Here is a 19,594-nt window from a genome sequence, read left to right as displayed (position 1 = left end):
CGCCGCTCAGCGCTGGCGGACGTACAGCGGCGCCTGCCCCGACAACGGCTTCGTCGGCGGCGGCAGCGCGCCGTCGACGCGGTTGATCACGACGTCGCGGTAGTACGGCATGCTCAGGCCTGACTGCGCCGGTCCCGCCAGCAGGCCGGCCATGCCTTTGCCGTACAGGGCATCGGTCGCCTCCACCACCGGCTTGCCGTCGACGTAGCCGCGGATGCGCGTCCCGCTGAACTGCAGCTTCAGCGTATGCCAGCGGTCGGCGGCCGCGCCGGCCAGCGGCGCCCGGGCCAGCACCTTCTCGCCACCCTCGGCCGCATCGTTCGCCGCCTTGATCAGCGCCTGCTGCTCGGCATCGCCGACGAGCGCCTTCTTGTCCACCTTGCCGCGCACGACGACGAGGCGCACCTCGCCCGCGCCGTCCAGTTCCAGCAAATAGCCTTTCGGGATCGCGCCGTAGCCGCTGCCCACGTCGTTGATGCGGCCCATCACGGCCGCCGACTCGCCGCCGCGCACCCTCACGTCCGCACTGACCTCGTAGTCGGTCCAGCCGTCGTCGCCGAGGATCGTGTACGGCTTCCAGTCCGGCGCCCACGAATGCGGTCGCACGGGCACGCTCTGGCGCAGGCAGGTGCGCTGGTCGCCGGGACACGGCGCCAGCTCGAACGCGCCTTCGATGTCGGCGAAGTAGCGCGGCAGATAGCCCCATGCGCGCACATCGCGGTAACGGTCGAAGTCTACGCGGTACGGGAACGGGAAGGCCTGCTGCGCGGGCACCCCGGCGAATCCACCCTTTTGCTGGCCGCGCGTGGTCGTCAGCGAATAGATCGCGTCCGGATCGACTGTCAGCGCCATCGCGCCGCCCTCCGGATGCAGGTCCGCGACGTGCACGAACTGTGCGCGCGCATCGCTGCGCCACACGGCCACGTCGGCCGTCGACAGGCCCGCGCCGACCGCCACGCGCACCGTCTGCGGGGCTTTCGCCTTGCGCGTCTCGATGATCACGCTGTAGTCCGCACCGGGCGATTTCAGCGTCACGTAGCTGCCGCCGTCCTGCAGGGCACCGCTGCCCTGCGCCACATAGGTCCACCCGGCCGCCGTGAACTGGCCGTAGTGCGCGTAGGCCCACAGTTGCGGATTGATCTCGTAATGGCCGCTCCATGGCCAGTTCGCCCGGATGGCCGCTTCCTTCACGCCCGAATACGGCTCCATCGTGTACAGGCCCGCGATGCCGTACCAGTTGACGATCTTCGTCACGCCGCTGTCGATCCAGTTCCGGTTGAACGCCTGGACGATCCCCAGCGCGCCGTCGAATCCGGCCACGTAGACGTGCTGCTCGGTATTCCAGATCGGCTTGCCCATGCCGGCCGCCGCCTCGCGCACCCACGTGGGCACGATGTATTCGGGCGCGTTGATGTGGGCACCGATGATGTCGATCGCGTCGCGCAGGCCCGGGTCCTTCGGCATGTCCTTCACGAAATCGAATTTATCGTCGGGCCAGTTATCGAAGCTGTGCAGTTTCACCTTGGAGAATCCGCTGGCGTCGAGGCGCGCGCGCAGCGTCTTTGCGAAATCGTAGCTGACGCCCCGTTCGTTACGGCTGCCGATCGCGTCGAGTTCGAGCCCGTACACCTCGCGCAGGCCTTTCAGCCAGCTGACGTAGTAGTCGGCCCCGTCGGGCGAAAAGAAGTCGCGGTTGGCGCCGTCGCCGATCCAGCCGGGCGCGCTCCACGCGGCGGCGTCCAGGGTCAGTGCGGGATTGCGCCGCTTCGCCTCGCGCAGCACCCACCACGTGTAACCGCGGCCGTAGTCGACCTCCGTGCGCGTATGGCGGTGGCTGGGCATGGCGCCCTGCGTGGAATTGCCGTCGCCGGGTATCTCCACGATCAGCGCGCTGATCGAGGCGCCGAACTTCGGCTTGTACATCAGGTCGAGGATCTGGCTGCGCTGCGGCTCCGGATAATCCTTCAGCAGCACGGACGTCGCCCCGCCCCCGTCGACGACGCCGATGCCGTCGAAGCGGGTTCCGGGCGCGCGGCCGTCCAGCGTGATGGTCTGGACGCCGGCATGGGCGGGCAGCGCTGCGGCCAGCGCCAGGGATAGCAGGAAGGTTCGTCGTGTAGTCATGGCCGCAGTATGGGCCCCGGCTTACGCGAAGAACAATTCCGATTTCATATGGGAACTTACGAAATCGGCATACCTGCGGCCTTGCCATACCCGCCCCCACCCGGCGTCTCGATGACGAACACGTCCCCAACCTGCATGTCCACCTTGCCGATATGGCCCAGCTCCTCGACGCGTCCGTCGGCCCGCTCCACGAGATTGCGCCCGCGCGCGCCCGGCGCCCCGCCGGCCATGCCGAACGGCGCATGCACGCGGTTGTTGGACAGGATCGCGGCCGTCATCGGTTCGAGGAAGCGGATGCGCCGCACGCCGCCGTTCCCGCCGTGCCAGCGCCCCGCCCCGCCGGAACCGGCGCGGATCGCATAGCTCTCCAGCCGCACGGGGAAACGGAATTCCAGGATCTCCGGGTCCGTCAGCCGGGAATTCGTCATATTGGTCTGCACGACGTCCGTGCCGTCGAAGCCCGGGCCCGCGCCCGAACCGCCGGAGATCGTCTCGTAATACTGGTAGTGCGCATTCCCGAACGTGAAGTTGTTCATCGTGCCCTGCGCCGCCGCCATCACGCCGAGCGCGCCGTACAGCGCGTTCGTGATGCACGTCGACGTCTCCACGTTGCCCGACACGACCGACGCCGGATAGTGCGGACTGAGCATGGAGCCCGGCGGGATGATCACCTTCAGCGGCTTCAGGCAGCCGGCGTTGAGCGGGATCTCGTCGTCGACCAGCGTGCGGAACACGTACAGCACCGCTGCCATGCACACGGCGGATGGCGCATTGAAATTGTTCGGCAGCTGGCCCGATGTGCCCGTAAAATCGATCTCCGCGCTGCGCGCCGCGCGGTCGACGCGGATCGTGACTTCGATGCGCGCGCCGTTATCGAGCTCGTCGACGAAGTGCCCGTCCTGCAGCGCCGTGATCACGCGCCGCACGGCTTCCTCGGCATTGTCCTGCACGTGCCCCATGTAGGCGCGCACGACGTCCAGGCCGTAGAAGGCGACCATCTTGCGCAGCTCGTCGACACCCTTCTGGTTCGCCGCGACCTGGGCCCGCAAGTCGGCCAGGTTCTGGTCCGGATTGCGCGCGGGCCAGCGTGCGCCGGCCAGCAAGGCGCGGGTCTCGGCCTCGCGCAGCACGCCGTCCGCGCCGTCGACCAGCTTGAAATTGTCGATCAGGACGCCCTCCTCCTCGATGTGCGTGGAGTCGGGCGGCATCGATCCCGGCGTCGTGCCGCCGATGTCCGCGTGGTGGCCGCGCGAACCCACGTAGAACAGGATGTCGCGGCCCGCCGCGTCGAACACGGGCGAGATCACCGTCACGTCGGGCAGGTGCGTGCCGCCGTTGTACGGGTCGTTCAGCACGTAGACGTCTCCCGCCTTCATCGTCCCCGCGTTCTTGCGCATCACCGCCTTGATGCTCTCGCCCATCGACCCGAGGTGCACGGGCATGTGCGGCGCGTTCGCGACGAGGTTGCCGTCCGCGTCGAAGATGGCGCAGCTGAAGTCCAGGCGCTCCTTGATGTTGACGGAGTACGCCGTGTTCTGCAGGCGCAGGCCCATCTGCTCGGCGATGGACATGAACAGGTTGTTGAAGATCTCCAGCATCACCGGATCGACCGTCGTCCCGATCGCGTGGCGCTGCGGCAGCGCGTGCACGCGGCGCAGCACGAGGTGGTTGTACGCCGTGACCTCGGCGCGCCAGCCCGACTCCACGATCGTCGTCGCATTCGCTTCCGCGATGATGGCCGGGCCGTCGATGACGTCGCCCGGCGCGATGTCCTGGCGGCGGTACACGCCCGTGTCGCGCCACGCGCCGTCCGCAACCATCCTTACCGTCTCGAACACCGGCGCGGCGCCGACGGGCGCAACGACGTCCACCTGCCGCTCGGGCGGCGCATCGGAGCGACCCAGCGCTTCCACCGACACGGCTTCCACGACGAGCGCCTTGCCCGGCATCAGGAAGGAAAAGCGCCGGCGGTATGCCTGCTCGAATTGCGCTTGCAACGCGGCGCGGTCGCCATCCGGCACGACGATGGCGGAATCGGTGCCTTCGTAGCGCAGGTGCACGCGGCGCAGCACGTCGATGCGCTCCGGCGCCACGCCCTGCGCCGCGAGGTCGGCCCGCGCCGCGCCGGCCAGCGCATCCAGCTCGGCCGCCAGGACATCGGGGCCGACGTCGTCCAGCCGGCGTTCGACGGCCCGCTCGCGCATCGCGCCCTGGTCGGCGAGGCCCATGCCATAGGCCGAGAGCACGCCCGCCAGCGAATGGATGAACACCGTCTTCATGCCCAGTGCGTCCGCGACGAGGCAGGCGTGCTGGCCGCCCGCGCCGCCGAAGCTCGCGAGTGCGTAGTCCGTGACGTCGTGTCCGCGCTGCACCGAGATCTGCTTGATCGCGTTCGCCATATTGCCCACGGCGATGCGGATGAAGCCCTCGGCGACGGCTTCGGGCTGCGGCCGCGTCCCCGTCGCGCGTTCGACGTCGTCGGCCATCGCTTCGAAGCCCGCGCGCACGGCGGCGGCGTCGAGCGGCTGGTCCGCACCAGGTCCGAACAGGCGCGGGAAGTGCTGCGGCTGGATCTTGCCGAGCATGACGTTGCAGTCCGTGACCGCCAGCGGTCCGCCGCGCCGGTAGCTCGCGGGCCCCGGATTCGCGCCGGCGCTGTCCGGCCCCACGCGGTAGCGGCTGCCGTCGAAATGCAGGATCGAGCCGCCGCCCGCGGCGACGGTGTGGATGCTCATCATGGGCGCGCGCATGCGCACGCCGGCCACCTGCGTCTCGAACACGCGCTCGAACTCGCCCGCATAGTGCGACACATCCGTCGACGTGCCGCCCATGTCGAAGCCGATGATGCGCTCGAAGCCGGCCAGGCGGCTCGCGCGCACCATGCCGACGATCCCGCCGGCCGGACCGGACAGGATGCTGTCCTTGCCGTGGAAGGCGCGCGCGTCCGCCAGGCCGCCACTGGACTGCATGAATTGCAAATTCACGCCCGGCAGCTCGGACGCCACCTGGTCCACGTAGCGGCGCAGGATCGGCGACAGGTAAGCGTCGACGACCGTGGTGTCGCCCCGCGCCACGAGTTTCATGAGGGGACTCGTCGCATGCGACACGGACACCTGCGTAAAGCCGATGGCGCGGGCGATGCGCGCGACGGCTTCCTCGTGCTGGGGGTAGCGATAGCCGTGCATGAACACGATGGCGAGCGCGCGGATGCCGGCATCGTACGCGGCCTGCAGGTCGCGCCGCGCGGCCGCTTCGTCGAGCGGCACGACGACGTCGCCGTGGGCGCCGATGCGTTCGTCCACTTCGATCACGCGGCCGTACAGCAGCTCGGGCAGCACGATGTGGCGGTCGAACAGGCGCGGACGGTTCTGGTAGGCGATGCGCAACGCGTCACGGAAACCCCGCGTGATCGCGAGCACGGTGGGTTCGCCCTTGCGCTCCAGCAGCGCATTGGTCGCGACCGTCGTGCCCATCTTGACGGCGTCCACCTGTCCGGCGGGGATCGGCGCGCCGGGCGCCAGGCCGAGCAGGTGACGGATGCCGGCCACGGCCGCGTCCCGGTACTGTTCAGGATTTTCCGACAGGAGCTTGTGCGTCACGAGGACGCCGTCGGGCCGGCGCGCCACGATGTCCGTGAACGTACCGCCGCGGTCGATCCAGAACTGCCAATCCATCGTATGCCCCCAGAATGTCATCGAGCGGCTATTGTAGTCGCGCGCGGCGCCGATTTTGGCGACAATGCAGTTTTCGCAACCCTCACGCCTGGAACCGCCATGGACAATCCGCTCTACAGCGTCGCGCAGATCCGCGCCATCGAACAGGCCGCGCAGTCGCAGCTCCCGCCGGGCACGTTGATGCGACGCGCCGGCGAGGCCGCATCCACGTATGCGCTCGAAGTGCTGGGCGGCCTGCCGACGGGCCGCATCCTCGTGCTGGCCGGCCCGGGCAACAACGGCGGCGATGCGCTGGAAGTGGCCGCGAACCTCGCCAATTTCGGCGCGAACGTGGACATCGTCCACCTCGCCGGCCCGGCGCCGGCGCCCGAAACCCGGCACGCCCTCGCGCGGGCCCAGGCCAGCCGGGCGCGCTTCGTGGCGGACCTCGCGGACTGCCATGGCTGCTGCCTCGTCGTCGACGGCCTGTTCGGCATCGGCCTCGCGCGTCCGCTCGCGGGCGAGGCGCGCGCGCTCGTCGAACGCACGCACGGCATGACGTGTCCGGTGCTCGCGCTGGACGTGCCGAGCGGCCTCGATGCGGACACGGGGTGCGTCGTGGGCCCGGACGGCATCGCCGTGCGCGCCACGCATACGATCACCTTCCTCGGCGACAAACCGGGCCTGCACACGGGCGACGGCTGCGACCACGCGGGCCGCGTGCACGTCAACCGCCTCGGCGCGCATGGCCTGCACACGGAAGCCGCGCACGCGCGCCTGAACGCGCCCTCACTGTTCGCGGGCTGTCTCGCGCCGCGCCGCAACAATTCGCACAAGGGCACCTATGGCGACGTCGCCGTGCTGGGCGGCGCGCGCGGGATGGCGGGTGCCGGCATCCTGGCGGCGCGCGCGGCGCTGTATGCGGGCACGGGCCGCGTGTTCGTGGCGGCCGTCGATCCGGGACCGGGCCTCGACCCGCTGCAGCCGGAGATCATGTTCCGCGACGCGGCGGGCTTCGCGTTCGACGGCCGCACGGTCGTCGCCGGTCCGGGCATGGGCGATTCCGCCGGCGCCACGCACCTGCTGTCGAAAGTCATCGACGGCACGGGGCCGCTCGTGGTCGATGCGGACGCGCTGAACCTGTGTGCGGCCAGCCCCGACCTGGCCGCCCGCCTGGCCGCGCACGACGGTGACGTGGTCATCACGCCGCACCCGCTGGAAGCCGCACGCCTGCTGGGCGTGACGGCCGCCATCGTGCAGGCCGACCGGCTGGAAAATGCGCGCGAACTGGCGCAGCGTCTGGATGCCGTCGTCGTGCTGAAAGGCGCGGGCAGCGTCATCGCGCGGCCGGACGGTGAAGTGGCGCTGAATGCGACGGGCAATCCGGGCCTTGCCACGGGTGGCACGGGCGACGTGCTGGCGGGCCTCGTCGGCACCCTGCTGGGCCAGGGCTGGCCCGCCTGGGAAGCGGCGCTGGCCGCGACGTGGCTGCACGGCGCGGCGGCCGACCGGCTCGTGGCGAGCGGCGTCGGCCCGATCGGCCTCACGGCGGGCGAGCTGCCGCGTGCGATCCGTGCCGAGCTGAATGCGCTCGTGGCCGACGCCGCGCTCGCGTAGACGCTCAGACGGCCAGGCGGCCTGCGGCGATCGTCAGCGTGCGGCCGCAGCGCGCGGCCATGGCGGGGTCGTGGGTGACGAGCACGAGGGTCGAGCCGCGCTCGCGATTCAGTTCGAACATCAGCTGGATGACGGCTTCGCCGGTGGCGGCATCGAGGCTGCCCGTGGGCTCGTCCGCGAACAGCAGCGGCGGTTCGGTGACGAAGGCGCGGGCCAGCGCAACACGCTGCTGCTCGCCGCCCGACAGGTACTTCGGATAGTGGCGCAGGCGGCTCGACAGCCCCACGCGACCCAGCATCGCCTCGGCTTTTGCGCGGGCATCCGCATCGCCCCGCAATTCCAGCGGCAGCATCACGTTTTCCACCGCGTTCAGGTGCGCGAGCAGCTGGAACGACTGGAACACGAAGCCCAGCTTGGCCTTGCGGAACGCGGCGCGGCCATCCTCGTCGAGGGCGAAGATATCCGTACCGTCGAGCAGGACCTGGCCCGACGATGGCGTATCGAGGCCGGCCAGCAGGCCGAGCAACGTGGACTTGCCGGAGCCGGAAGCGCCGACGAGGGCGAGCGTCTCGGCCGGTTGCACGGTAAAATCCACCTCGTGCAGGATGGTGAGCTCGCCGCTGGCATCCGCCACGCGCTTCGACAGGCCGCGGACCTCGATGGCCGGCCTTGCCGTTCCGCTCACACTTGAACTGCCTTTTGACGCCTCGGGAATATCACGCATGCTTGCTTTACTCAGGAAATGGACGATCGCTGCCGTCGCGGTTCTTGGCATGGCCGCGGCGGGGAGCGCCTATTCTGCCCCAAAAACCGTGCTCGTGGTGGGCGACAGCCTGTCCGCCGAATACGGCCTCGCGCGCGGCACCGGCTGGGTCGCCCTGCTGGAGCAGCGCCTGAAGGCCGAGAAGATCGACGCCCGCATCGTCAACGCCAGCATCAGCGGCGAGACGACGAGCGGCGGCCGCACCCGCCTGCCTGCCCTGCTGCAGCGGCACAGGCCGGACGTCGTCGTGCTGGAACTGGGCGCGAACGACGGCCTGCGCGGCCTGCCGGTGCCGGCCGCCGCGGACAACCTACGCACGATGATCCAGCTCGCGCAGCGGAACAGGGCTAAAGTCCTGCTCGTCGGCATGCGCATGCCGCCCAACTACGGCCGCGCCTACACGGAACGCTTCGCCGGCATGTACAAGGACCTCGCAGGCACCTACAAAGTGCCGCTGGTGCCGTTCATGCTGGACGGCGTCGCGCAGGACGCGGCCAACTTCCAGGCCGACCGCATGCACCCGCTCGCGACCGCCCACCCGACCATCCTCAACAACATCTGGCCGCAATTCGCGCCTCTCGTCAAACGATAATGAAATACCCCGCTGTCCTCGGCGTCGACGACGTCCTGCCCATGCTCGACCAGTTCGACACCATCATCGACGCGCGCAGCGAGTCCGAGTTCGCGCTCGACCGCATCCCGGGCGCCATCAACTGTCCCACGCTGGACGACGCGCAGCGCGTCCTCGTCGGCACCACGTACAAGCAGGTCGGCGCCTTCGAGGCGAAGAAGATCGGCGCCCCGCTCGTCGCGCAGAACATCGCGCGCCACATCGTGACGCTCTTCGCCGCCAAGCCGAAGGACTGGAAGCCGCTCGTCTACTGCTGGCGCGGCGGCAACCGCAGCGGCTCGATGGCGCTCATTTTCGCCAAGATCGGCTGGCCCGTCGTGCAGCTCGACGGCGGCTACAAGGCCTATCGCGCCTACGTCGCGGCCGCGCTGGAAAACCCGCCTCCGCTCGATTTCCGCGTCATCTGCGGCACGACGGGCAGCGGCAAGAGCCGCCTGCTCGAAACGCTGGACGCCATCGGCGCGCAGGTGCTCGACCTGGAGCGCCTCGCCGCGCACCGCGGCTCCGTCCTCGGCCACCTGCCGGGCGAGCCGCAGCCGAGCCAGAAGATGTTCGAGACGCGCATCTGGGACAGGTTGCGCCGCTTCGATCCGTCGCGGCCCGTGTTCGTGGAATCGGAGAGCAAGAAGGTGGGCAACCTGCGCGTGCCGGAAGTGGTCATGGAACGCATGCGCGCCTCACCCTGCATTTCGCTCCAGCTGGACCGCTCCCTCCGCGTGCAGTTGCTGATGGAAGACTACCACCACTTCTGCGCCGACCCGGGCGCGCTGAATGCGCAGCTGGACCATCTGGTGCAGCTGCACGGCCGCGCGCGCATCGAAACGTGGCAGCAGATGGCCAATACGGGGCAGATGCCGGAACTTGTGGATCAACTGCTCGTCGAGCACTACGACCCCGCTTACCTGCGCTCGATCGACCGGAACTTCGTGCAGTACCGGAAGGCCGAGACGCTGACCCTGCCGGGCATCTCGAAGGACGACTTCATCGCGGCGGCGCGGCACCTCCATACCCCGGGCGGGCACACCGTGCCCACGCGCTCGACGAACATAGGCGCCCTCGAGATGCCGGACGACCGTCCGGTCGGTTGAACGCGTGGGCGGGGGGGCGCCCAACCTGCCCGCAACGCGGCATTCGCCGCGACGCCCCACCGCATTCATTCCGCCGCCAGATAACCCTGTGACGCGGCCTTGTCCTGATCCTGGAACACGGCCATCGCCGTCGCCATGCGCCGGAAGCCGTAGCGCGCATAGAACCCCTCCTTGCCGGGCACCGAATACAGGATGATCTTCGCGTGCCCGCGCGACAGCTCGACCAGGTGCGCGATCAGCGCGTCCCCCAGGCCGCGTCCCTGGTGGCTGGGCAGGATCGCCACGTCGCAGATGTAGGAACAGTCGAGACCGTCGGCCAGCGCGCGTCCGGCCGCGACCAGCACGCCGTCCTCGTAGCCGAACCGGCGGAACATGCTGTTCGTGAACACGGTTTTCAGGCGCTCCGGCGACTTGTTCCCGAGCGGCGCCTTGCGGTACAGCTCGGAAAGCTCGTTCCAATCGATCGCGTCGAGCGTATCGGTCCAGGTCACGGTCATGGCTGTCCTTGCGTTGTGGATCGAATCGCGATTGTAGCGGTGTCGCAAAGAAAAAGCCCGGTCCGCTCGCGCGGCCGGGCTGTCGATGACGCGTCCGGATTTACTCGGACTTCGCGCCGAGATCGGCAGGCTTGACGTTGATCTTCGCCTTCGCCTTGTGCTTCAGCGCTTCGACGAAGCCATAGGTCTCGGCATTGCCGACGGCGCGGCCGATCTGTTCCGCTTCCTGCTTGCGGCGCGCCACGTCCGGCTGGGCCGGCTGGCTTACCTTGTTGATGCGGTAGACGCCATAACCCACGCCCGGGATGTCGACGCCGACATAGGCCGGCAGCTTGCTCGCGTCCGCCTTCAGCACGGCGACCGCGGCCGTTTCGTTGATCGTCGGCTGCTTCGTGCGCGCCACGATCTTCGCTTCGCCGAAGCCGGCGGTATCGCCCGATGCCTTGGCGGCGGCGAGTTTCGCCTCGCCGGCCTGGCGTGCCAGCTTGGCGGCTTCTTCCTGCGTCACGCGCTGGCGGATGGCGGCTTCGACGTCGGCCAGCGGACGCTTGGTCGCCGGCTTGAATTCCACGACGCGGCCTGCGACCAGCGTACCCGGCGCCACTTCGACGGCGTCCGTGTTGCGCTTGTTCTTCACCGCGTCGCTGCCGAAGATCGCTTCCAGGAACTTCGGATTGTTGACCGGCGATGGGCCCAGGGCCGGGTTCGGCGCGCGGGTCAGGCCTTCGGCGGTCTGGATCGTCAGGCCCAGCTTGTCGGCGACCGGCTTCAGGCTGTCCGACTGCTCGTACACGGTGTTGCGGAAGGTTTCCGCCAGCTCGGTGTACTTGGCCGACATCTTCGCCTTCTTGAGCTCGGCAGCGATCTCCGGCTTCGCCTCTTCCAGCGACTTCTGGGTTTCCGGCACGATCTTCGTGATCTTGATGATGTGGTAGCCGAATTCCGAACGGACGAGTCCGCTGACTTCGCCTTCCTTCAGGCCGTAGATCGCGTCTTCGACGGGCTTGACGAACACGCCCTTCTGCACGACGCCCAGGTCGCCGCCCAGCTCGGCCGAGCCCGGATCCTGCGATTGCGCCTTGGCGATCTTCGCGAAGTCGTTCGGGTTCTTGCGCACGTCATCCAGGATCGCCTGCGCCTTGGCCTTCGCGGCGGCGTCCTCGGCGGCCGAGGCGCCCTTCTTCACGTTGATCAGGATGTGGCTGGCGGTGCGCTTTTCCGGCGTGGTGAAGCGCGCCTTGTTCTTGTTGTACGCGTCGGCGATTTCGGCGTCGGACACGTTGACCTGCTTCTCGACGGCGGACGCATCGAACACGACGTACTCGGCCTTGACGGATTCCGGCACCTGGAACAGCGCCGCATTCTTGTCGTAATAAGCCTTGACCATGTCATCCGTGACCTTGACCTGCGAAACGTAGTTCGCCGCCGGGAACAACTGCTCCTGCACTTCGCGCTCTTCGTCGTTGATGTCCGACAGGCGGTTGGCGACGGTACGCGGTGCGAACGCGGTCTGCTGCACGGAACCGACGAGCTGCTGCACGGCCAGGTCGTGGCGCATGCGCTGGTCGAACATCTCCGGCGTCATGCCCTGCGCGGCCAGCGCGGCCTTGTAGCGGTCCATGTCGAACGTGCCGTCTTCCTTGCGGAACGCCTGGATCTCGAGGATCGCCTTCTGCAGCGCGGCGTCGCTCACCGTCAGGTGGTTGCGGACGATCTCGGCGTTGATGGCGCGCTCGGCCACGAGCTGGTCGAGCACGGCCTGCTTCGCTTCCGGCGTCTCGAACAGTTTCTGGTCGAACTGCTCGCCCATCATCTGGCGGGCCTGGTCCAGCTGGCGGCGCTGGGCGGCTTCCCACTCCTGCTGGGTGATCTTTTTCCCGTCCACGGTCGCCACACCATCGTTGCTGCCGCGTTCGTTGTAGCTGCTGACGCCGACCAGAACGAACGACGGAACGATCAGCAGCAGCAGGAAGAACTGCATCAGGCGCTGGTGAGTACGGATAAATTCAAACATGGTCAGCCAATCAAGGTTGAAAATGCGTTATCGAAAAACTTAAAAAAAAAGGCGAACCTAGGTTCGCCTCTCTTTCAGTATCTGGCGGAGCGGACGGGGCTCGAACCCGCGACCCCCGGCGTGACAGGCCGGTATTCTAACCAACTGAACTACCGCTCCAGATTCTTTTGCATTTCGGTGACGGAGCGGACGGGACTCGCCGACGTTCCGCCGGCCGCGGAATCGCTTGCAAGCGATTCCCTTCGATCCCTACACCGTGTTGCCCGCAGGGGCAACACTACGTCTGCTAAACCGTGGCGGAGCGGACGGGGCTCGAACCCGCGACCCCCGGCGTGACAGGCCGGTATTCTAACCAACTGAACTACCGCTCCACGAAATACTGGGTGCTACTCGACTGACTGGAATCCAGCAGCGTCCTGCTGCGTGTCAGCGCAGCGGAGGCATTAGTTTACTGCATCTTTCAGTGCTTTACCAGCCTTAAATTTCGGGACCTTGGCCGCCTTGATCTTGATGGCTTCCTTCGTGCGCGGATCGCGGCCCGTGCGTGCGGCGCGCTCGCCGACGGTGAACGTGCCGAAGCCGACCAGCGTCACGCTGTCGTTGTTCTTCAACGTGTTGGTCACAGCGTCGATCATGGCATCGAGGGCGCGTGCCGCGGAAGCTTTGGTCAGGTCCGCAGACTTCGCGATTTCTTCGATCAGTTCAGTTTTGTTCACTTTCTTCCCTCGTTGTGCGTTCTGGACACGGTCTGCACGACCGGGTCGGATTGACCGTCGGCAAAAACCGCAAGGGCGTATTAAACAAGCCGACAATGCGTTGTGTCAAGTAACGCACGAGCAACTGCGCGACATAAAAAAACGGCACCCGAAGGTGCCGCATGTCACGCTGCCCAGCAGGCTCAGTGCTTGACGACGCCGCCCTGGCCGTCGCTCGTGGCGGTCGTCACCGACGACGAGGACGCCGCTACCGCCGGCACGTCGACGATCGGTTCCGGCTGGCGTTCCAGTGCCACTTCCAGCACTTTCTCGATCCAGCGCACCGGCACGATCTCGAGCTTGTTCTTGACGTTGTCAGGAATGTCCGCGAGATCCTTCACGTTCTGCTCGGGGATCAGCACGGTCTTGATGCCGCCGCGCTGGGCCGCCAGCAGCTTTTCCTTCAGGCCGCCGATCGGCAGGACTTCGCCGCGCAACGTGATCTCGCCCGTCATCGCCACATCGGCGCGAACCGGGATGCCCGTGAACACCGACACCAGCGCCGTCGTCAGGCCGATACCGGCCGACGGACCGTCCTTCGGCGTCGCGCCTTCCGGCAAGTGAACGTGGATGTCGGTCTTCTCGAACACCTCGTTCTTGATGCCCAGGCGCGCCGCACGGCTGCGGACCACGGTGCGCGCGGCTTCGATCGATTCCTTCATCACGTCGCCCAGCGTACCGGTACGGATGACGGCACCTTTACCCGGCACCTGCACGGCTTCGATCGTCAGCAGGTCGCCGCCGACTTCCGTCCAGGCGAGGCCCGACACCTGGCCGATCTGGTTTTCCTTCTCGGCCACGCCGAAGTCGTAGCGGCGGACACCCAGGAATTTATCCAGGTTCTTCGACGACACGATCACGCGCTTGCTGTCCTTCTTGAGCAGCAGCATCTTGACGACCTTGCGGCAGATCTTCGAGATTTCGCGCTCGACCGAACGCACACCGGCTTCGCGGGTGTAGTAGCGGATGATGTCGCGGATCGCCGCCTCGTCGACCTTGATCTCTTCATCCTTCAGGCCGTTCGCCTTGATCTGCTTCGGCAGCAGGTAGCGCTGCGCGATGCTCGTCTTCTCGTCCTCGGTATAACCCGACAGGCGGATCACTTCCATACGGTCCAGCAGGGCCGGCGGGATGTTGAACGAGTTCGACGTCGCCACGAACATCACGTCCGACAGGTCGAAGTCCACCTCGACGTAGTGGTCCGAGAACGTGTGGTTCTGCGCCGGATCCAGCACTTCGAGCAGGGCCGACGACGGGTCGCCGCGGAAGTCCGCGCCCATCTTGTCGATTTCGTCCAGCAGGAACAGCGGGTTGCGCACGCCGACCTTCGCCAGCGACTGCAGCACCTTGCCCGGCATCGAGCCGATGTAGGTACGGCGGTGGCCGCGGATCTCGGCTTCGTCACGGACGCCGCCCAGTGCCATGCGGACGTACTTGCGGTTCGTCGCGCGGGCGATCGATTCGCCCAGCGACGTTTTACCGACGCCCGGAGGACCGACGAAGCACAGGATCGGCGCCTTCAGCTTGTCGACGCGCTGTTGCACCGCGAGGTATTCGAGGATGCGTTCCTTGATCTTGTCGAGGCCGTAGTGGTCGGCTTCCAGGACTTCCTGGGCCTTTTCCAGGTCGATCGTGACCTTGGATTTCTTTTTCCACGGCAGCGACACGAGCGTGTCGATGTAATTGCGCACGACGGTGGCTTCGGCCGACATCGGCGACATCAGCTTGAGCTTCTTGATCTCGGCCTGGGCTTTGTCCATGGCCTCCTTCGGCATCTTGGCGGCGATGACCTTCTTCTCGAGTTCCTCGATGTCGGCACCCTCTTCGCCTTCGCCCAGTTCCTTCTGGATGGCCTTGACCTGTTCGTTCAGGTAGTACTCGCGCTGCGATTTCTCCATCTGGCGCTTGACGCGGCCGCGGATGCGCTTTTCGACCTGCAGGATGTCGAGCTCGCCCTCAAGCTGGCCGAGCAGGTGCTCCAGGCGCTTGGCGACGTTGAAGATTTCCAGGATGACCTGTTTCTGCTCGAGTTTCAGCGGCAGGTGGGCCGCGACGGTGTCGGCCAGGCGGCCGGCGTCGTCGATACCGGCCAGCGAAGCCAGGATCTCGGGCGGGATCTTCTTGTTCAGTTTGACGTACTGGTCGAACTGCTGGACGATCGCGCGGCGCATTGCCTCGACTTCGGAGTCGTCCCCGATTTCCGAATTGATCGGAGTCAGGTCGGCGATGAAATGGCTCGGCGCGTCGTTGATGTGATTGATGCGTGCACGCTGCGCGCCTTCGACCAGCACCTTCACGGTGCCGTCCGGCAGCTTCAGCATTTGCAGAATATTGGCCACGCAGCCGATCTCGTAGATGTCTGCGGCGGAGGGTTCGTCCTTGGCAGCGGCCTTTTGGGCGGCGAGCATGATGCTCTTACCCTGTTCCATGGCAGCCTCGAGCGCCTTGATGGATTTCGGGCGGCCAACGAACAGCGGTATCACCATATGCGGGAACACCACCACGTCGCGCAGGGGCAGCAGGGGCAGCGTCATTTGCTCGGTCAATTTGGAAGTTGTCATGGCATACCTTATAGAAAGCGTGTAGACGATGTGGGAGCACACTGTCGAAACACAATACCGGCCCGGAAATATTTTCTACAAGTAAAAAAACTTTAACTTGATACGAATAATAGCCGTTTCTACAAAAGTCTTGAATTCAAATAAAAAAGCCACTTCACAGCATCGGCCGCGAGTGGCTTTTCGATTGAAGCCGTCTTTTGTTGAGATTGATTGTACCGTCTCAACTCAGCGATTCAATACCTTTGTTGTGTTTGCGCCCGGAAATTTTTCAGCTTGGTTCAATTTTCGCCTGCAGCCTTCGGCGATTCGCTGTAAATCAGCAAAGGTTTCGCGCCATTCGTGATCGTATTTTCATCGATGACGACTTTCACGACATTTTGCTGGCTCGGCAATTCATACATCACGTCGAGCAGAGCGTGTTCCAGGATCGAACGGAGGCCACGTGCGCCGGTCTTGCGCGCCAATGCCTTCTTGGCAATCGCGTGCAGGGCCGCCGGGCGGATTTCCAGTTCGGCGCCTTCCATATCCAGCAGTTTCGAATACTGCTTGATGAGGGCGTTTTTCGGCTCGACCAGAATCTGGATCAAAGCCTCTTCCGTGAGCTCGCTCAGGGTAGCTACGACAGGCAGACGGCCGACAAGTTCCGGAATCAGGCCGAACTTGATCAGGTCTTCCGGTTCCGCTTCCAGCAGGATGTCGCTGACGGAACGCTGCGTCTGGCTCTTGACGCTGGCCGCGAAGCCGATGCCGCTCTTTTCCGAACGGTTCTGGATGATCTTGTCCAGGCCGTCGAATGCGCCGCCGCAGATGAACATGATGTTCGTCGTGTCGATCTGTACGAAATCCTGGTTCGGATGCTTGCGGCCGCCCTGCGGGGGCACCGACGCCATCGTGCCTTCGATCAGCTTCAGCAGCGCCTGCTGCACGCCCTCGCCCGACACGTCGCGGGTGATGGACGGGTTGTCGGACTTGCGCGAAATCTTGTCGATCTCGTCGATGTAGACGATGCCGCGCTGGGCCTTCTCGACTTCGTAGTTGCAGCTCTGCAGCAGCTTCTGGATGATGTTCTCGACGTCCTCGCCGACATAGCCGGCTTCCGTCAGCGTGGTCGCGTCGGCGATCACGAACGGGACGTTCAGCATGCGCGCCAGGGTCTGGGCCAGCAGGGTTTTACCGGAACCGGTCGGGCCGACGAGCAGGATGTTGCTCTTGGCCAGTTCGACGTCGTCCTTCTTGCCCAGGTGCTTCAGGCGCTTGTAATGGTTGTAGACCGCCACCGACAGGATGCGCTTCGCCGTCTGCTGGCCGATGACATATTGATCGAGCAGTTCGGCGATCTCGTGCGGAGTCGGCAGGTCGGACTTGGCGCCCGCCACCGATTCGACGTTCGAGGTCTCGTCGCGGATGATGTCATTGCACAGGTCAATACACTCGTCGCAGATGAAGACCGAAGGTCCAGCGATGAGCTTCTTGACCTCGTGCTGGCTCTTGCCGCAGAACGAGCAGTACAGGAGTTTTTCGCCGCTAGAGGATTTTTTGTCTGACATGGGGCAGGTTTCAGTTGAATTGCTATGAATATAACGCTAATACGAGGGCGCAACAAGTGCGCACGACACCATGCTACCCGATTTGAAAACAAAACGCCCGAAGCGCTGTCGCGTCCGGGCGTATTTGAGCAACAGTTGTCGAGTGCACCAAGCGATCTCGAAAACCGCGCGGTGTACCCTCAGCCGCGGTTCGTCAGAACCTTGTCGATGAGACCATATTCCACGGCCTCTTCGCTCGACATGAAACGGTCGCGATCGGTATCCTTGTGGATCTGTTCGATCGTCTGGCCGGTGTTGTCCGCCATGATGCGGGCCAGGCGTTCGCGCAGGTACAGGATTTCCTTGGCCTGGATCTCGATGTCCGACGCCATGCCCTGCGAGCCACCGGACGGCTGGTGGATCATGACACGCGAGTTCGGCAGCGAGAAGCGCTTGCCCTTGGCGCCGGCGGCCAGCAGGAACGCGCCCATCGAGGCGGCCAGGCCGGTGCACAGCGTCGACACGTCGGGCTTGATGAAGTTCATCGTGTCGAAGATGGCGAGGCCAGCCGACACGGAACCACCCGGCGAGTTGATGTACAGCGAGATGTCCTTGTCCGGATTCTCGCTTTCCAGGAACAGCAGCTGGGCCACGATGAGGTTGGCCATCTGGTCGTTGACAGGGCCGACCAGGAAAATGACGCGCTCCTTCAGCAGGCGCGAGTAGATGTCGTAGGCGCGCTCGCCGCGGCCGCTCTGCTCGATCACCATCGGCACGAGGCCGAGGGCTTGGGTATCCAATGCCGGATTACGATTCATACCTGTCAATTCCTTTGTAAAAGTTACGAAGCCGCACTATCTCAGACTTCTCTCAAGAACGTCGTACGGCTTCATCAAGGAAGTTAAGCCTGTGCAGCGCTTCCCATCAGCTCGTCAAAGGCGATGTCCTTGGTCGTCACCTTTGCCTTGCCGAGCACATAGTTAACGACGTTTTCTTCCAATACAAGAGCTTCCACTTCGCCCAGGCGACGACGGTCGCTGTAGTAGTACTTCAGGACTTCCTTCGGATCTTCGTAGCTCTGCGAGAAGTCTTCGATCTGGGCCTTCACCTGCTCTTGCGTAGCTTGCAGGTTGTTCTCCGAGACCAGCTGCGACAGGATCAGGCCCAGGCGCACGCGGCGCTCGGCCTTGGTGGCGAACAGGTCGGCCGGGAACGGCAGGCTCTGCACGTCCATGCCGCGCTGGGCCATGTCCTGGCGGGTCTGCTCGGCCAGGCGCTGCGAATCCTGCTCGATCATAACCTTCGGCACGTCCATTTCGGTGTGCTTGACCAGGGCGTCCATCACGGCTTCCTTGTTGCGGGCCTTGATGCGGGCGTTGACTTCACGCTCCAGGTTGACCTTGATGTCTTCGCGCATTTTCTCGATGCTGCCATCTTCGATGCCCAGCGTCTTGGCGAACTCGGCGTCGACTTCCGGCAGGTGCGCCCATTCCAGCTTCTTCAGCGTGATGGTGAACTCGGCGGTTTTACCGGCCACGTCCTTGCCATGGTAGTCTTCCGGGAAGGCCAGCGGGAAGGTCTTCGACTCGCCCACTTTCAGGCCGACGGTCGCGGCTTCGAATTCCGGCAGCATGCGGCCTTCACCCAGCACGAATGCATAGTCTTCGGCTTTGCCGCCCGGGAATTCAACGCCGTCGATGACGCCGACGAAGTCGACGGTCACGCGGTCGCCGTTCGCTGCGACCGGCTCGCCGCCATCACCGTGCTCACCGGCTTCGCCCTTGGTGTGGTAGTGCACGCGCTGCTTGCGCAGGATGTCGATGGTCTTGTCGATCTCGGCATCGGTCACGTCGGTCTTGACGGTCTCGATCTCGATCCCCTCCAGGCCCGGCAGCGACACTTCCGGATAAACTTCGAAGGTCGCGTCGAAGGCCAGCATGCCTTCCGGTGCGTCCTGCTTCGGCTCGATTTTCGGCATGCCGGCAACGCGCAGCTGCGCTTCGTCCGCGGCACTGCTGAACGCCTGACCGACTTTGTCGTTCAGCACGTCGGATTCGATCTGGTAGCCGTACTGCGCAGCGACCATCTTCAGCGGCACCTTGCCCGGACGGAAGCCCGGAGCACGAGCGGTCTTGGCCTGCTTCTTGAGGCGCTTTTCAACTTCCGTACGTACGTCGCTCAGCGGAAAAGAGATCGTCAAGCGACGCTCGAGTTTACCCAGGTTTTCGACTGCAGTTGCCATTGTAAAAATCGTCCAAAAAAATAATTGTTCGTGGTGCGAGGAAGGGGACTCGAACCCCTACACCATTGCTGGCGTCAGGACCTAAACCTGGTGCGTCTACCAATTTCGCCATCCTCGCGCAGG

13 protein-coding genes and 3 tRNA genes are annotated in these 19,594 nt (G+C 65.3%); 3 read left to right on the top strand and 13 right to left on the bottom strand.

Annotated features, from left to right (window positions below):
* Positions 1 to 6 precede the first annotated feature (6 nt).
* Positions 7 to 2,124: a hypothetical protein gene (locus ACEN98_RS30540; RefSeq protein ID WP_413388549.1), complete on the bottom strand. Its 2,118-nt coding sequence runs from the start codon at positions 2,122 to 2,124 to the stop codon at positions 7 to 9.
* 56 nt (positions 2,125 to 2,180) lie between these two features.
* The gene (locus tag ACEN98_RS30535; protein WP_413388547.1) at positions 2,181 to 5,798 is read right to left on the bottom strand and encodes a hydantoinase B/oxoprolinase family protein; all 3,618 of its coding nucleotides are present in this window, start codon (positions 5,796 to 5,798) and stop codon (positions 2,181 to 2,183) included.
* A 99-nt stretch (positions 5,799 to 5,897) separates the two neighbouring features.
* On the opposite strand from ACEN98_RS30535, the gene ACEN98_RS30530 reads away from it, so the two are divergent.
* Positions 5,898 to 7,394 carry an NAD(P)H-hydrate dehydratase gene (locus ACEN98_RS30530; RefSeq protein ID WP_413388546.1) on the top strand — a complete coding sequence of 499 codons (1,497 nt, stop codon included), beginning with the start codon at positions 5,898 to 5,900 and terminating at the stop codon, positions 7,392 to 7,394.
* A 4-nt stretch (positions 7,395 to 7,398) separates the two neighbouring features.
* Here the strand turns inward: ACEN98_RS30530 and ACEN98_RS30525 are convergent, their stop codons facing one another.
* Entirely contained in the window at positions 7,399 to 8,118 is a 720-nt protein-coding gene (locus tag ACEN98_RS30525) for an ABC transporter ATP-binding protein (RefSeq protein ID WP_413343676.1), read from the bottom strand.
* Here ACEN98_RS30525 and ACEN98_RS30520 point away from each other — a divergent pair.
* On the top strand, positions 8,117 to 8,749 hold the full coding sequence (locus tag ACEN98_RS30520) for an arylesterase (protein ID WP_413388545.1): 633 nt from the start codon (positions 8,117 to 8,119) through the stop codon (positions 8,747 to 8,749). The genes ACEN98_RS30525 and ACEN98_RS30520 overlap by 2 nt on opposite strands.
* Positions 8,749 to 9,876, top strand: coding sequence for a tRNA 2-selenouridine(34) synthase MnmH (gene mnmH / locus ACEN98_RS30515; protein WP_413388544.1), 1,128 nt, complete (start codon positions 8,749 to 8,751; stop codon positions 9,874 to 9,876). The genes ACEN98_RS30520 and mnmH overlap by 1 nt, the downstream gene beginning before the upstream one ends.
* 65 nt (positions 9,877 to 9,941) lie before the next feature.
* Here mnmH and ACEN98_RS30510 read toward each other — a convergent pair whose 3' ends face one another.
* The 10 genes from ACEN98_RS30510 to ACEN98_RS30465 form a co-directional block, all read right to left on the bottom strand.
* Positions 9,942 to 10,373: a GNAT family N-acetyltransferase gene (locus ACEN98_RS30510; RefSeq protein ID WP_413343670.1), complete on the bottom strand. Its 432-nt coding sequence runs from the start codon at positions 10,371 to 10,373 to the stop codon at positions 9,942 to 9,944.
* A gap of 100 nt (positions 10,374 to 10,473) precedes the next feature.
* Positions 10,474 to 12,387 (bottom strand): SurA N-terminal domain-containing protein, encoded by a 1,914-nt coding sequence (locus ACEN98_RS30505; protein ID WP_413388543.1) that lies wholly within the window; start codon positions 12,385 to 12,387, stop codon positions 10,474 to 10,476.
* Positions 12,388 to 12,469: 82 nt separating this feature from the next.
* Positions 12,470 to 12,546 (bottom strand) — tRNA-Asp (locus ACEN98_RS30500).
* A gap of 135 nt (positions 12,547 to 12,681) precedes the next feature.
* A tRNA-Asp gene (locus ACEN98_RS30495) sits at positions 12,682 to 12,758 on the bottom strand.
* A 72-nt stretch (positions 12,759 to 12,830) separates the two neighbouring features.
* Positions 12,831 to 13,154, bottom strand: a complete 324-nt coding sequence (locus tag ACEN98_RS30490) for an HU family DNA-binding protein (RefSeq protein ID WP_413389115.1) — start codon at positions 13,152 to 13,154, stop codon at positions 12,831 to 12,833.
* A 131-nt stretch (positions 13,155 to 13,285) separates the two neighbouring features.
* Positions 13,286 to 15,703: an endopeptidase La gene (gene lon, locus ACEN98_RS30485; RefSeq protein WP_413339148.1), complete on the bottom strand. Its 2,418-nt coding sequence runs from the start codon at positions 15,701 to 15,703 to the stop codon at positions 13,286 to 13,288.
* 278 nt (positions 15,704 to 15,981) lie between these two features.
* Positions 15,982 to 17,250 (bottom strand): ATP-dependent Clp protease ATP-binding subunit ClpX, encoded by a 1,269-nt coding sequence (gene clpX, locus ACEN98_RS30480; protein ID WP_056129433.1) that lies wholly within the window; start codon positions 17,248 to 17,250, stop codon positions 15,982 to 15,984.
* Positions 17,251 to 17,429: 179 nt separating this feature from the next.
* Positions 17,430 to 18,047, bottom strand: coding sequence for an ATP-dependent Clp endopeptidase proteolytic subunit ClpP (clpP, locus tag ACEN98_RS30475; RefSeq protein ID WP_166861694.1), 618 nt, complete (start codon positions 18,045 to 18,047; stop codon positions 17,430 to 17,432).
* Positions 18,048 to 18,130: 83 nt separating this feature from the next.
* Positions 18,131 to 19,471: a trigger factor gene (gene tig, locus ACEN98_RS30470; RefSeq protein ID WP_413388542.1), complete on the bottom strand. Its 1,341-nt coding sequence runs from the start codon at positions 19,469 to 19,471 to the stop codon at positions 18,131 to 18,133.
* Between the two features lie 31 nt (positions 19,472 to 19,502).
* Positions 19,503 to 19,589: transfer RNA gene (locus ACEN98_RS30465), tRNA-Leu, on the bottom strand.
* Positions 19,590 to 19,594: the final 5 nt, after the last annotated feature.

The organism is Massilia sp. CT11-137 (genome assembly GCF_047302885.1).
Classification (GTDB): domain Bacteria; phylum Pseudomonadota; class Gammaproteobacteria; order Burkholderiales; family Burkholderiaceae_D; genus Telluria; species Telluria orientalis.
The sequence above is the reverse complement of the archived record's forward strand: the minus strand, read 5'-3'. Positions and strand labels throughout refer to the sequence as shown.